Origin of the sequence: Saccharopolyspora sp. 6M (assembly GCF_020176775.1) — a bacterium.
Lineage (GTDB): Bacteria > Actinomycetota > Actinomycetes > Mycobacteriales > Pseudonocardiaceae > Saccharopolyspora_C > Saccharopolyspora_C gregorii.
In genome coordinates this window covers 116,314-129,890 of record NZ_JAIUJZ010000010.1, presented here as the reverse complement: position 1 = coordinate 129,890, position 13,577 = coordinate 116,314, and the positions used below count along the sequence as shown (strand labels likewise).

10 protein-coding genes are annotated in these 13,577 nt (G+C 75.1%); 1 reads left to right on the top strand and 9 read right to left on the bottom strand.

The genetic code is table 11. The features are described 5' to 3' along the window. Positions 1-326 precede the first annotated feature (326 nt). Positions 327-491 (top strand): hypothetical protein, encoded by a 165-nt coding sequence (locus tag LCD31_RS01645; protein WP_224955604.1) that lies wholly within the window; start codon positions 327-329, stop codon positions 489-491. A gap of 476 nt (positions 492-967) precedes the next feature. Here LCD31_RS01645 and LCD31_RS01640 read toward each other — a convergent pair whose 3' ends face one another. The 9 genes from LCD31_RS01640 to LCD31_RS01600 all read right to left on the bottom strand — a co-directional run bounded on the left by LCD31_RS01640 (position 968) and on the right by LCD31_RS01600 (position 13,568). Beyond that, on the bottom strand, positions 968-1,561 hold the full coding sequence (locus LCD31_RS01640) for a cadmium resistance transporter (RefSeq protein WP_224955603.1): 594 nt from the start codon (positions 1,559-1,561) through the stop codon (positions 968-970). A gap of 156 nt (positions 1,562-1,717) precedes the next feature. Further along, positions 1,718-2,113, bottom strand: a complete 396-nt coding sequence (locus LCD31_RS01635) for a hypothetical protein (RefSeq protein ID WP_224955602.1) — start codon at positions 2,111-2,113, stop codon at positions 1,718-1,720. Between the two features lie 68 nt (positions 2,114-2,181). Next, positions 2,182-3,585 carry a DUF6519 domain-containing protein gene (locus LCD31_RS01630; protein ID WP_224955601.1) on the bottom strand — a complete coding sequence of 468 codons (1,404 nt, stop codon included), beginning with the start codon at positions 3,583-3,585 and terminating at the stop codon, positions 2,182-2,184. A gap of 27 nt (positions 3,586-3,612) precedes the next feature. Then, positions 3,613-5,748, bottom strand: a complete 2,136-nt coding sequence (locus tag LCD31_RS01625; RefSeq protein WP_224955600.1) for a hypothetical protein — start codon at positions 5,746-5,748, stop codon at positions 3,613-3,615. Then, positions 5,745-9,278 carry a putative baseplate assembly protein gene (locus tag LCD31_RS29440; RefSeq protein WP_224955599.1) on the bottom strand — a complete coding sequence of 1,178 codons (3,534 nt, stop codon included), beginning with the start codon at positions 9,276-9,278 and terminating at the stop codon, positions 5,745-5,747. The genes LCD31_RS01625 and LCD31_RS29440 overlap by 4 nt, the downstream gene beginning before the upstream one ends. After that, the gene (locus LCD31_RS01615; protein WP_224955598.1) at positions 9,275-12,355 is read right to left on the bottom strand and encodes a putative baseplate assembly protein; all 3,081 of its coding nucleotides are present in this window, start codon (positions 12,353-12,355) and stop codon (positions 9,275-9,277) included. The genes LCD31_RS29440 and LCD31_RS01615 overlap by 4 nt, the downstream gene beginning before the upstream one ends. Continuing rightward, positions 12,352-12,717, bottom strand: coding sequence for a GPW/gp25 family protein (locus LCD31_RS01610; protein ID WP_224955597.1), 366 nt, complete (start codon positions 12,715-12,717; stop codon positions 12,352-12,354). Before LCD31_RS01610 ends, LCD31_RS01615 begins: the two co-directional genes overlap by 4 nt. After that, positions 12,717-13,040 (bottom strand): hypothetical protein, encoded by a 324-nt coding sequence (locus tag LCD31_RS01605; RefSeq protein WP_224955596.1) that lies wholly within the window; start codon positions 13,038-13,040, stop codon positions 12,717-12,719. The genes LCD31_RS01610 and LCD31_RS01605 overlap by 1 nt, the downstream gene beginning before the upstream one ends. A 9-nt stretch (positions 13,041-13,049) precedes the next feature. Beyond that, positions 13,050-13,568 carry a phage baseplate assembly protein V gene (locus LCD31_RS01600; RefSeq protein ID WP_224955595.1) on the bottom strand — a complete coding sequence of 173 codons (519 nt, stop codon included), beginning with the start codon at positions 13,566-13,568 and terminating at the stop codon, positions 13,050-13,052. Between the last annotated feature and the right edge of the window lie 9 nt (positions 13,569-13,577).

The window sequence follows — 13,577 nt, the reverse complement described above, 5'->3', positions numbered from 1 at the left end:
CGAGATCGCATTCGTCGCGGGCCCACCTACTTGATCACCCGATGCGGCTACCACGACACCGTTGTCGCCGAAACCGCCCGCGGTCCATGGTTCTCGGACATCGGCGAACCGATCCGGGCATGATGCCAGCCCACCCCGACAGCGGATCCGGGGGCCGCGGAATCCGAAGGAGTGCAACGATGAATTCGTTCCAGAGCAGCGCGACGGGAACTCCGCTCCGAACCGACGACAGCTCGATGAGACAGTTCCACTTCGGAATCGCTCGCAATCGGGAGGATCGATTTCCCGCCGCGACGATCTCGGCGTGGGCGGCTTCTCGCGGGCCGGTGGACACGCGGTGGCACGCGGTCGGCCGGGCCGGCGGCGGGGCGCTGGCCGCGGAGTGCGGGACCTACGTCTACGGGCCGGTGCACCTGCGGCGGTCCGCGAGGATTCCGGACGGGGTGGCGGATCGGGCGATGTGCCAGGCCTGCGCGCGGCGGGTCTCGTGAGTTCCCGGCACTTCTGGCGGCCAGCGGCGGACGGGGTGCGGCACGCGTTCCGGGGGCCGCGGTGGAACGGGCAGCCGGAGGGCACGTCGGTGTGCGGCACGCGCACCGGAATGGTAGCGGAACCGTCCGAAGAGGACTGGGTGCGGGCGCCGTCCTGCGCCGCCTGCAACACCGCCCTGCACGCGGCGCGCGGCACCGAGGTGTGACACCGGCGCTCGCGGGAAACCCCCGTCGCGGAGATCCCGCGAGCACGGGGACGCACCGGAAGCCGCTAGCCCTCGACCCGCTCGCACGGCGGAACTCCCCGCCACAGCAACGAATACTCGGCCCGCAGCGCTGATTCCCCGACCAGGCGCGGGCCGGGGCGTCGCCGATCCCCGGCGAGGTCCGGCCGGACGCGGTCCCTCCCCGACCGCCCGGCCGCGCAGGAAGGAGCCCGGCCGGGCACTCCCCCACATCCCGGCCGGGCTCCCCCGCTACAGGCCGAAAGCCCCGCCCTCGACGAGGATCAGCACGCCGATCCCGATCAGCACGACCGGCATCAGCACGTGCCCCCACCGCGACAACGCCGCCGCGATGGCGGGCCGGGTCGCGAAGAACCGCCCAGCGGCGATCCACACCGCCAGCAACAGCAAAAACACCACCACGTGCGCGCTCATCCCGCCGATGCCCGCCGTGGCGAACACCGGCACGTAGACGCCCACGTTGTCCGCGCCGTTGGCGAGGGTGACGGCCGCGACCTCCAGGACGCGGGGACCGCCGCGCCGCCGCTGCTCCTCGGCGGGATTCCCCCGCTCGCGCCAGGCCTGCACCGCGGCTTTGACGCCGAGCGCCAACGGCAGCAGGCCCAGGTAAGGAATCGCCCCTTCCGGGAGGAAGGTGGCGCCGAACGCCGCGGCCACCGACACCGCCAAGATCGCGGCGAAACCCAGGTACTGGCCGAACGCGATGACGCGCACGGCACCGCGGTGCCCCGCGCCCTGGGCGAAGAACAACGCGAGGACGAGGATGTCGTCGACGTTGGTGACGGCGAACAGGCCCACCGCCCGGCCGATGGTGCTCAGGTCCACGACCGCACCACCTCCGCCGAAGAGGACTGCCGTGGGAAGGCGCGCACGCGCGCGCGGAAAGAGAACATGGTCGACCTTCACTGGGTTCGCGGACTGCGGCGGACACGAGAGGCCGCACGCCCGCATCAGCGGCGGCGCACGGGCCTCGGGCCGCCATCAGCAGCGCAGGATCCCGAGGGAGATCGGCGTCGGCGGATCGACCGGCACAGGAATTCCCACCGCACCACGGGACATCCGCACGTCCTTCGCACGGAGGGCAGGGGCCGCGCAGTGGATCGCCGGGACGACGGCGAAGGCGGCGGCGGGCGGCACCTCCCGCCCGAACACCACCACCCCGTCCGAAGCCGGACCGCGGTCCCCGGGATCGTCCCGCTCGAAGACCGGCCCGCCCGAGACCTCGGGCGCCGGATCAGCCGTCGGCGCGGCGGAGGTCGAGCTCGCGACGGCGGCGGGAACCGCCGACCCCGCGAACGCGGCAGGCGGGTCCGGCATCACCAGGTACACCAGCAGCGCGGTGGCCACCAGCGCCACGACCGCGCACGACCGCCGCACCCGCGCACCCCCCACCGTTCGAAGACCCCGAGAAGCATCGCACACGATCAGGCGCCGCCCCACCGGCCTCAGGTGAGGCCGAACGTCAGGCGCAGGTCCACGATCTGCTGCTCGCCCGCCACCCACGCCAGCGGCGCGTGCTGCACGAAGATGCCGGTCGGTTCGCGCAGCAGCGGACGGCTGCCCGCATCGGTCGGCCACTCGACGTCGCCGGTGGCGATGCGGGCCGGGATGAGCCAGTGGTCCCCGGTGCGGTAGGCGGGCCGGCCCGGGTCGGTGCGCTTGAAGTGCACCTCCACGCCGTCCTCCAGCCGCAGCCACCGGCCTTCCTCCACGGGGATCGCGCCGCCGCGCATCGGCCGGGTGGGGGCGCCGGGCTGCCTGCTGCCTTCGCGCTGGTCCCAGCGGCGCAGGAACGGGTGCAGCCGCGCGTCCCGGCCGGCTTCGGGTTCCGCCGACAGCCGCACCCGGCGCTCCGGCAGGTCCAGTTCCTCCACCCGCAGCAGCGGGTCCGGTTCCAGGCGGCTGGCGTAGGCGGTGTCCACGACCTCCACCAGGTCGCCGACGTCCAGGTCCAGCTTCTCGTCCCCGCCCAGCGAGGCCAGCGCCACCCAGGTGCCGTCGACCTCGTCGATCGGGAAGACGACCGAACCGTTCTCCCGGGACCACTTGAAGGTGGCGCCGGATTCCGCACCGCCCTCGTGGATCTCCACCCGGTACAGCTGGTTCTCCGGGCCGCGGTAGCGGGCCTCCGGGTGCACCAGGCACGGATCGGTGTCCGCGTCGGCGGGCCGCTTGCTGCGCGCCGCCAGCAGCGGGGACTGGGCGCGCTGCTCGCGGGACCACTCGTCGAACGCCTCGCGCACGGCTTCCGCGGGCGCATCCGCGTTCGTGACGCCGAGTTCGGCGGCGGGCAGCGCCATCACCTGCCACACCACCTTCACCCGCGCCGAGGTGTCCGGTGCCGCGGTGCCCAGCGCCACCTCCCGCAGCTGCGGATCCTCGGCGGCGGTGACGATCCGCTCCCACACCTTCAGGTACACCAGGTACGGCTCGTCCGGCAGCCGGTCCGCGGGCAGCTCCGGGTCCCGGAACCCGTCCGGCTGGTCCCAGTAGGTCCAGCTCGACGGCTGCTCCACCGGCGGCACCGGCTCGTCCTCGTCCGGCACCGCCTGGCCGGGCGCGGGCCGGTGGGCGTCGCAGCGGATGCCGCCCACGTAGTAGCGGCCACCGCCGATCGCCAGGTCCGACAACCCGTGCGGGCCGGCGATCCGCTCGATGCCGAACCCGGTGGCGTCCACCGGACCGCCGTGCGGGCCGATCAGGTCGGTGAGCACCGTCCGCTGCTCGTGCAGCTGGATCAGCGCCTGCTCGTTCGCGTCCGAATCCAGCTGGACGCGGCCCTGCTGGGCGACCACCGCGGAATAGCCGCGCTCCGGCTGGAAGTTGATGCGGGACAGGTCTGCGTGCATGTTCGGAGCGTCCTCTCGTGCTGGAGATCAGGAGACGAAGATCAGGCCCGCGTCGGCCCCCGCCGGGACGTGCTCGGCCAGCCGCGCGCGCAGGTTGTCCTCCCGCTGCGGCTCGTACAGGTCGTGGAACGCGCCGAGCTCGGACCCGTCCTCGGCGCCGCGGCGGATCGGCAGCGGGCAGTTCGCGGCGAGCCGCGCGTAGTCCGGCGTGCCGTAGCGCACCGACTCGAACACCGGCCGCACCCCCTCGGCCACGTCCCCGGCGCAGCGGTGCCTGCGCGGGGTGCGGGAACCGGACGGCACGTAGCTGTAGCGCAGGTCGCCGACACCGCGCCGGGCCACGTGCATCCGCCCGGTGAACAGGCTGTTCTCCGCGAGCCGCACCGCGTGCGCGTGCACCTCGCCGAACACGGTGCTGCGGTGCGCGTGCAGTTCCGCGTGCGCGTGGCGGCAGTCCGGGGCGGACAGCGCCTCCCGGTCGTGCCCGGTGGCGTCGAGGACGCTGTCGCGCAGGTGGATCGGCAGCGGATCGGTGCTCACCTCGTCGCCGATCACGGTGATGGTGCCGAGGATGCTGCGGTCGATCTCCACGCAGGCGGTGGTGCGGTCCAGCAGCAGGCTCGGTTCTCCGGGCGCGTGCGGCTCGCACCCGGGTTCCAGCGACCAGCCGGGGACGAGCGTGCAGTGGCGGACCTCCAGCGCCGCCAGCGGACCCGTCACGTTGACGCCGCGGCCGGTGATGAGCAGCCCGTCCAGCACCACGCGCGGCCGCCGCCCCGCCGGAACCTCCTGCGGCACGCGGATGTTCAGCGCGTCCGGGCGGTTGCTGTAGGTGTCGAGCAGCCGGATCACCGGGCGCTTCCCGTCGGCGGCGCGCAGCAGCAACCGCTCGTCCGGGCCCAGGTCGAAGTCCAGCTCCTCCTGGTGCGCGCCGTTGTGCGCGATCTCGATGACGCAGTCCGCCGCGCCACCGGACTCGCGTTCCGCGCGCCACGCCTCGTAGGCGTCGAGGATCAGCGGGTGCTCCTCGCCCGGCCCGACCCGGCGGATCCGCGCGTGCGGCGGGGTCTCCGGGTCGCGCGGGTAGGCGCCGCCGCCGATGTCCGCGGAGAACGCGTGGTGGTAGTCCACCGACACCCCGGCGCGCGGTGCGGACCGCGAGCCGAACGCGATCCGGCCCAGCACCGGGTCGACCGCCACCTGCCCGTACCCGGGCCGGTAGCGCCAGCCCGTCAGGTCCGCGATCGTGATCGCCGCCGGCGGCACCGGAGCGTCCTGCCCGTCCAGCCGGATCACGAAGCTCTTGCCCGGCCCGTAGTAGTCCGCCAGCCGATCCGCGACCTGCCTGCGCCGCAGCCGGGCGGGCACGTTGTCCAGGGTGGCGATGTGCGTCGCCGACGGCTCCGGCACCGGTTTCGTCACCAGCGGCACGTCGTTGCCCAGGATGGAGAACGTGTAGAGGCTGCGGGTGCGGTCGATGCAGTACGCGGGCGCGCCGAGCACCGGGTGCGGCCGCAGCCGCCACGCGAACAGCGCCACCCCCGCCGGGGTGAGGCCGCCGCGCCGGTGCCGCGATCCGGCGCGCCGCACATCGGCGGACCGGGCGACGGTCCCGAACGGGCCGCCCGCCAGGTCCAGCGCCGCGGACTCGCGCACGTCGGCGAGCCTGCCGCGCCGCAACCGGAACGCATCCCCTGCGCCGTGCAACCGCACCGGCTGGTGGTGCGCCCCCAGCCGGGACAGCTCCACGGCGCGGGCCGGCCACCCGGCGGTTCCGGCGGCGAGCTCTTCCAGCAGCGGCAGCGTTCCCTTGCGCCGCCGGTGCGCGACGGTCGCCGCCACATCGCGGCGCGGGGCGAGCGCTTCGGCTAGCCGCCGCCGCGCCTCCGCCGGATCGCCGCCGTCGCGCAGTCCGGCGGTGCCGACCCGCTCGTAGCCGGGCAGCCGGTGGTAGCCGACGAGCTCGCCCAGGTACGGCAGCGCCCATTCGGCGGCGGTCTCCACGAACCAGTCGTCGTACTGCTGCGCCACGGCATCGCGCACCAGGTCGAGCTGTTCGCCGACGACGGCGAGCAGCTCGCGCAGCGGCTCGCCCTGCTCGGCGTCGCGCAACCGGTGCCAGGCGGGCAGCAGGTTCGCGAGCGCATCCGGTTCCCGGCTCATCGGTGGACCTCCGTGAGGATCAGCGAGTCCGGCACGTCCGGGGACAGCAGTGCCAGCTGAGCGGGACGCAGGCCGCGGTGCACGAACACCCGGCGACCCGGTTCGAGCCGGGCGGTGCCGGTGATGTCGGGGTTGCGGCGCAGCAGGTCGCGCAACGAGATCCCGTTGCGGGCGGCCACGTCGGTGAGGGTCTCGCCGCCCGGTGCGGTGACGCGGTAGCGCTGCTCGACGTGCTCGGCGAGGCGCGCGGGCACCACGTCGGCGGGCCGGGCGAGCCGGTCGGTGACCGCGGCGAGCTCGTGCGGGCTGCCGTCCTCGGGGATCCCGCCGAACACGTCGACGTCCACGTAGGACACTCCCGGCACGGAGTGGGCGGCGGCCAGCACTTCGGACAACAGCGCGGGCCGGCCCAGTTCCCGGCCGGCGAAGCCGAGTTCGTCCAGCAGCGCCCGCCGGATCCGCGGTCGCACCACGTCCCACGCGTGGTCACGCTCCAGCGCCACCTTCGCCGACACCACCAGCAGCACCGCCTCCCGCGGCTGCACCCGCACCGGCAGCCGCGGATCGCCGTACTCGTCCAGCGCGAACCGCAGGGCGCGCAGCAGGTCGCCGTCCGGCGCGAGCGGCAGGTCGTCCACCCCGGCGACGGTCAGGTGCAGCACTTCGCGCCTGCCGTCGAACACGCGCCGCGCCGCGGCCCGCCCGATCCCCGCGCGGGACCGGGCGAAGTCCTCGTAGTCGCGCACCGACACCAGCCGGTCCAGCGCCGACACCGCCAGCGGCACCGTGCGCCGGGTCAGCGCCGGGCCGTCCGCGTCCGAGCCCCCGGTGGCGGGCAGCGGGTTGGTGACCCCGGTGACGCCCAGCGGCCGGGTGACGGGCTGGGTGATGCGGTCGGCGCCGACGTTGGCGGCGCGCCCGGTGCCGAACCGGTAGCGGGCCCGCACGTTCTCCTGCCCGGTGGGCAGCCGCGCGCCGTGCACGCCGTCGCCGAAGGTCACCGTGGTGCGCCCGGACGCGTCACCGCCGACCACGTAGACCCGCTCCGCCGGACCGCGCCCGGCGAGGCTCTCCACCGGGTGCCAGCGCAGGCCGTCCACCCGGACCTCCAGCGCCGGGGTGGCGCCCAGCGGGTTGTCGGCGGGCAGCCAGGTCAGCGGGGACTGCCAGAGCGCGAACGTCTGGTGCGCCTTGCCCGCGTCGCCGCTGCCGATCGGTTCGTCGCGGCTCTCGCCGTGCGTGGCGGGCACGACGTTGCCGTGCACCACGACGGTGTCCCGCCGGTAGCGGTGCCGCAGGTCGGTGGTGAGGGTGAGCACGGTGTGCGGGTGGTCGCCGGGCAGTTCCGGGTCGAGGGCGGTGTCCGCGGCGGCGATGACGGCGACCTCGGTGCCGGGAGCGCCCGGCGGGTCGGCGAGCTCCCCGGACACGACCAGGTACCGGCCGGGGCGCAGACCTTCGTGCAGGTCGGCGAGTTCGAGGGTGCTGCCGCGCACCTCCTCGTCCAGCGGTTCGTCCGCGGGCCGCAGCGGTTCGCCGCCCGCGTGCGCGGTGGCGTCGCGGATGTCGGAGAGCTGCCGGTCCTGGTCGTCCAGCCACGGGTCGGCGAGGGTCAGCTCGGTGGCGCGGCCGGTGATGCCGTAGCGGGTCCCGGCGGTGGTGCGGACGGCGGTGGCGCGGGTGACGACGCACGCCAGCGCCGGGTCGCCGGGGATCCCGCCGGGCGCGCCCTTGCGGGGGCGCCGCACGACGACGCGGCTGCCGGTGGTGATCTGCTCGTGCACCCCGTCGAGCACCAGGATCCGTTCGCTGCCCGGGTAGGGCGCGGTGGTGAAGGTGAGCTCCACGTTCGCCGGTTCGCCGCCGGCGCCGTAGCGGGCGGTGAGCCGGTACGGGCCGACGAACGCGGTCTCCTGCTGCTGCGGCAGCAGGTCCCACTCCTCCCGGGAGCCGTTCTGCACGCCGACGTGCACCCGGCCCTGCTCGTCGGGGCGGGAGATCGTCAGGGTGCAGGCGGGCAGCTCCGGCAGCATCCGGACGGTGACCCCGGCGGCGTTCTCCTCGCGCGGTGCGGGGCTGGGGAGCGCGGGGTCGGGTGCGGTCAGTTCGACGCGGCCACCGCCGAACTCGAACTCCTTGCGGGTCGGCAGCTGCTCCACGTGCTGCCAGCCGCCACCCGGTTCGGTGCGCTGGAACTCGGCGCGCACCGGCCGGGTGCCGCCCGCGTCGAACGCGATGCGCACGCTGGTGCGGGTGCCGCCGGGCAGCGGCCAGTCCGATTGGCGCACCACCCGGCCCACCGCGTCCTGCACCGGTTGCAGCGGGGCGGTGGCGCCGAACGGGGCGGCGGTCACCCGCATCGCGACCAGTTCGCGGAGCACGCCCGGCGGTGGCGCGGCGGAGTTCGCCCGCAGCGCGCGGGCCGGGGCGGCTCCGGCGGCGGGAGGGGTGCCGCGGCGCGCGGCCGGTGCGGCCGGTGCCAGGTCGAGGGCCCGGTCCCGCAGCTCGGCGACGACGGCCCGCAGCCTGCCGAACCAGTCGGCGACCGGTTCGCGGGGTTCGGCGAGCACTTCGGCCTCGGCGAGCCGGTCCAGGGGTTCGGCCAGCCGCAGCGCGAACTGGGCGGGCGAGCCGATCGCGGGCAGTTCGGCGCGCAGCGGTGCGAGGACCTGGGCGTCGAACTCCTCGATCAGCTCGTCGGCGGGCCGCGGGTGCGGCAGCTGCGGGGACGGTTCCCCGGTGCCGGGTGCGAGCCAAGCACCGAGTTCGGCGCGCAGCTCCGCCAGGGTCGGCGGTGGTGCCTGCGGCAGCGAGATCGCGGTGACGTCCTCGTCCCGGTCCACGCGCACCGCACCGACGGGCCGCAGCAGCTGCTGGTCGCCGAAGTCGAACAGCAGGTTCTCCCCGGCGCGCAACGAGATCGAGGTTCCGGCGACGTAGATCTCCGAACGCTGCTCCAGCTCCTGCCGGGTGAGCAGCGCCGGGCGCCGCCGCCGCACCGCCAGCCGGTTCCACGTCCAGCGCGCGAGCAGGTCCTCGCCGGTCTCGAACACCACCGACTCGGTCTCGGCCGCGCCGGGCACGCTGTTGCTGCGGGCCCCGCGCGGGATGAGCACGGTGGCGTCCTCGTCCCGCGGGTCCCGGTCCAGGGAGTAGGCCAGGTAGGTGCTCGCGGCGACGCCGGGGCGCGGCCGGTGCCCGACGAGCCCGCCGAGCATCGCCAGCGACCGGTGGTCGTCAGCGGTGCCCAGGTAACCCTCGTCGGCGATCCGCTCCGAGTGGAACGTCAGCAGGTCGCCGAGCACCGCCCACGCGTCGAGCAGCCCGATCGCCGGGTCGTCGGTGGTGCGCACGGTCAGCCCGCGCAGCGCCGGATGCGCGGGCGAGGCGAGCCGGTCGAGCATCGCGGCGAGGAACGTGCCGTGCTCCCCCGCACGCAGGTCCAGCGCCGACCGGCCCGGCGGGTTGTGCGGGCGGGCCGGGGCGCGCCGTTCGTCGTGGCGGTCGCAACCGCATCCGCATCCGCTCACCGCGCACCCCCGAATTCCAGGTGGAGCACGCCGTTCTCGGGGCGCTCCGGGTCGTTGTCGCAGCAGGCGATCTCCAGCGGAGCCACCCGCAGCAGGCCCGCGTCGAGTTCGCCGTCGTCGTCGTGGAAGGCGCGCCGCAGCCGGGTGACCTGCGCGCTGCGCACCCCGGGCACGGCGGCGGCGGCGACGAGCCTGCTCAGCCGCACCGGTTCGCCGAAGCTCAGCGCGTCGGGGTGGAAGAACCCGAGCGCTCCGCCGCGCAGCCGCCGCCTGCCGAAGACCCGCAGCAGGTCGGCGACGATCGGGCCGCGCTGGTGCCCCGGCGCCGCGCAGATCCGCAACGAGACCTCCAGCGGCACCTGCCGGGCCGGGCGAACCACCAGCTGGTGGCCGATGCGGCGGTGCCGTTCGAGCAGGTCGGTGACCTCGGCGAGCAGTTCCGGGCCCGGGGTGCCGGTGCGCTCGGCGTCGACGGCGACGTGCACTTCCCGGGTGCTGCCGCTCCAGCGGATCTCGGCGGCGGCGCGCTGCACGCCGGGCACGTTTCCGGCGAGCGCGGCGTAGTCGGCGGCGGTGACGGCGCGCGGCCGGGTGCGGCGCAGGTCCAGCGGCGCGAGCTGGCGCACCTGCTCCACCGGTTCCGGTTCGGTGCCGCCGGTGGCGGGCAGCGGATTGCGCACCACCACCCCCGGCAGCGGTGCACCGTCCGGTTTCCGGCGCAGCACCAGCCGATCGATGGCCTCGGCGCCGACGTTGCCCGCGGTGCCGCCGCCGATCCGGTAGCGGATCTCCAACGCGGCACCCGGTGCGGGTGCCGCGCCGCAGCGGTCGTCGCCGAAGCGCAGCGCGAGCCGCCCGTCGTCGTCGAGCTCGCCGACGAAGTGCCGGTCGCGCGGCCCGCTGCCGAGCAGGTCCCGCCGCGGTTCCCACCGGTGCTCGCCGTCGGTGACGTGCACGGCGGGCAGCGCGGCCCGCGGATCCGGATCGTGCGCGGCGGGCCCGTGCAGCACCGGGTCGTCGGGGTGCAGCCCGGTGGCGTGCTGCTCGCCCCAGCTCTGCCCGATCTCCCAGGCGATGTCGGGGCCGAGGACGGTGCCGGCGTGGGCGCGGGCGGTGAGCACCTCGAGCCTGCGCCGTTTGGTGGCGAGCAGGTGGTCGGCGCGGTGCAGCAGGTCGCGGAGCGCCCGCACCGGGTGCCGCCGCAGTTCGAGGCGTTCCAGCAGGTCCCGGTCGAACAGCACGGCCAGCTCGTCGACCTCCTCGTCGGCGAGCCCGTCGGAGTCGCGGGCGCTGCGCCACAGCTCCACGAGCCGTTCCCGCACCCGGCCGGGGATGGCGGCGAGCCGGGCGGCCTGCCCGACGGCGAGGTGCGCGGGCAGCGGATGCGGCACGGCCTGCACCACCGGGGTGCGGTGCAGGACGGGCCGGAACCGCGGCCGGATTCCCGGGTAGACGGACTGGGCGAGCAGCCGCCGCAGCGCTTCGGCCTGCTCGTGCGCCGTGGTGGGCAGCACTTCTTCCTGCCTGCGACCGGCGTTCTGCACGTCGATGCCCGCGCGGGTCGTGGCGGGTTCGCCGAGGACGGCGTGCAGCTCGCGCACGTCGTCGCCGGTGAGCTTCCGCCCGCCGCGGGTGCGGTCGATGAGGAAGCCCAGGAGTTCGGCGGGTTCGTTGCCGTCGGTGCGGTCCCGGCAGCCGGACGCGTCGCAGGCACCGAGCACCGCGGGCTCCGGCGGCACGACGACCCGGTCCGGGGTGCGCCGGGTGCGGCCGTGGTCGACGAGCGCCACGTTGCCGCGGGCCACGCTCACGTCGGGGATCGGTGCGCAGTCGTAGCCGCCGGTGGAGCTCAGGCGCAGCGGGAACCGCAGCGCGTCGGCCTGCGCCCAGGTCACCTCCAGCACCGGCTGCGCCAGCAGCGCGTCCTCGCCCGGAGTGGTGGAGGTGAGCCGCACCGCCTGCCTGCGCGTCGGATCGGCGTCGCCGGGGGTGCCGGTGACCGGACCGCGGACCTCTTCGAGGACCAGCAGGTCGCCGGGCCGCAGGTCCAGCGCCCGCTCGTCGTCGCGCAGCGTCGCCCCGGTGGCTCCGGCCGGCAGCGTGCAGTCCTCGTCGCCCCAGGTCCAGAACCGGATGCGGTTGTGCGCGGGCCGCAGCCGGAACGGACCGTCCGCGAGCGGTTCGAAGACCTCCACCGCGTCCTGCTCGTCCAGCTCCGCCAACGCGTCCTCGTCCAGGACGGGCCCGGGCGCGGGCGGGTCGTGCGGGCCGCGCGGGCGCAGATCCACCGCGGCGAACCGGAACCCGCCCGGTTCGAGGTCCAGTTCGGTGGCGGTCTCGGCCACGACGAAGGCGCGGGCGGCGCAGCCGTCGTGCATCGGGTAGTCGATGAGCCGCACGTGCCTGCGCACCGACACGCGGCGCCGCGCGGTCTCCAGGTAGGCCTCGGTGGCGACCGCGTCCTGCTGGTAGCCGAGCTGGTCTGCGGTGTGCGCGAACAGTTCGACGAGGGTGACGCCGAGGTCCGGCGCGAGCCGTTCGGTCCAGCCCGGGGTGGTGAGCGCGAGCCGGTCCAGCAGCACGCGCTTGAGCGAGTCGAAGTCGCGGGCGGTGTAGTCGATCAGCGGTGCGGGCGCGGGTTCCGGTTCGCACGGCGGTGGCGCGGCGTGGTCGAACGGGGTGGGGCCGCCGGGGTGGAAGGTGAACTCGGCGCTGCAGTAGCGCTGGTCGAAACCGGGGAACGGTTCCTCCCCCGGCCTCCCGTACGGGTCGCTGTCCACTAAGGACAATCGATAGCGGGTGGTGTCGCCGGGCCGGTCGACGGTGACGAACATGCGGTCGTCGAGCTCCGGGTCCTTCTCCCGCTCCACGGCGACCTCGACCGCGGTGATGCCGGTGATGCGGCGCCCGCCGTCGATGCGCACGTTCTCCGGCCGCACCCCGTGCGGGGCCTTGCCGATGAACGTGACGACGAGGGTGCGCCCGCCGTCGGCGGCCTCCACCGCGTCCACCCCGCCGAGCCGTGCCGCGCGGACCCGGGCCCGTCTGCCGTCGGTGCGGCAGTGCAGCTCGCTCATGCCCGCCTCCCCTCGAAGATCTCGTCGCGGTGCTCGCCGGTGGCGCGCACCAGGTAGCGCAGCCGCACCCGCACCACCTCGTCCTCGGCGGTGACCTCCAGCGCGTCCACCTCGACCAGGTCGCCGAGCCAGCGCTGCAGCGCGGCGTGCACGGACAGCTCGACGGTCGCCGCGAGCTCCGGGCTGTTCGGCGCGAAGACCAGGTCGAGCAGGCCGCAGCCGAAGTCGGGTCGCATCACCCGCTCGCCGGGGCTGGTGAACAGCACCTGTTCGACGAGGTCGGCGAGGTGCTCGTGGTGCCCGGCGCGGGCGGTGCGGCCGCGGCGGTCGAGGCGGAACGGGAACGCGATGTGGGTCCTCATCACCGGCACCGCACCCCCCGCGAGTCGCCGCGGAACACCGGCGGCCCTTGCGGGCGCAGGTCGGCGCTGAAGCACTGCCCGTCGGTGTCGTCGAGCAGCGCGGGCACGCCGTCGACGAGCAGCCCACCGGCACGCGGCGTGAAACGCACCGTGCGGCACGGCCCGCTCAGGTTCGGGCAGCCGAGCACGGCGTACGCCTCACCGGTCCTCCGCACGGCCTGCCCGTCGGCGCGGACCGCCGCGTTCCCGGTCGCGGCGACGATGCGGCCGCCGTGCGGGCAGTGCACCGCGGTCGCGGCGGTGACGAGGTTCCCTCCGGTCACGACTTCCCCCTACTGCCTCTTGGGCACGATCAACCGGCCCTGGTTGATGTTCACTTCGTCGCCGACGAGTTCCACGGACGCGCCCTTGCCGTTGCCGACGGTCACGCCCTTCTCGTCGATCTGCACGTACGCCCCGCTCGCCGCGCGCAGCAGGATTCCTTCACCGCCGGGCACGTCGGACATGAGCAGCTTGTGGTCGCCGGGCGTCCGGATCACGACGGGCTGGCGCTCGCCGAGCGCGTCCGGCGGCAGCTCGGAGCGGTCGCCGTACCAGCAGCCCGTCCAGATCGGGAAGCTCGGATCGCCCTGCTCGAACTCGATCCACACGCCGGCGCCGACCTGCGGCACCACGTACTGCCCGGCGCCGCGGCCGGTGAACGGCAGGCACGGCAGCGCCCAGGTGGAGGCCACGTCGCCGAGCACGTCGGGGACCTGCGCGGTGATCCGCCCGATCTGCAGCGGGTCGGCGTTGTCCACGACCCGGCCGCGGAACTTGCCGAGGAAGCGGTTGTTCGATGCGTCGGCCATGCGGTTCCT

Bases quoted from the DNA above. Each gene is read 5' to 3' on its own strand.
- LCD31_RS01630 (WP_224955601.1), bottom strand. From the start codon at position 3,585: ATGCACGCAGACCTGTCCCGCATCAACTTCCAGCCGGAGCGCGGCTAT.
- LCD31_RS01625 (WP_224955600.1), bottom strand. From the start codon at position 5,748: ATGAGCCGGGAACCGGATGCGCTCGCGAACCTGCTGCCCGCCTGGCAC.
- LCD31_RS01610 (WP_224955597.1), bottom strand. From the start codon at position 12,717: ATGAGGACCCACATCGCGTTCCCGTTCCGCCTCGACCGCCGCGGCCGC.
- LCD31_RS01600 (WP_224955595.1), bottom strand. From the start codon at position 13,568: ATGGCCGACGCATCGAACAACCGCTTCCTCGGCAAGTTCCGCGGCCGG.
- LCD31_RS01615 (WP_224955598.1), bottom strand. From the start codon at position 12,355: ATGAGCGAGCTGCACTGCCGCACCGACGGCAGACGGGCCCGGGTCCGC.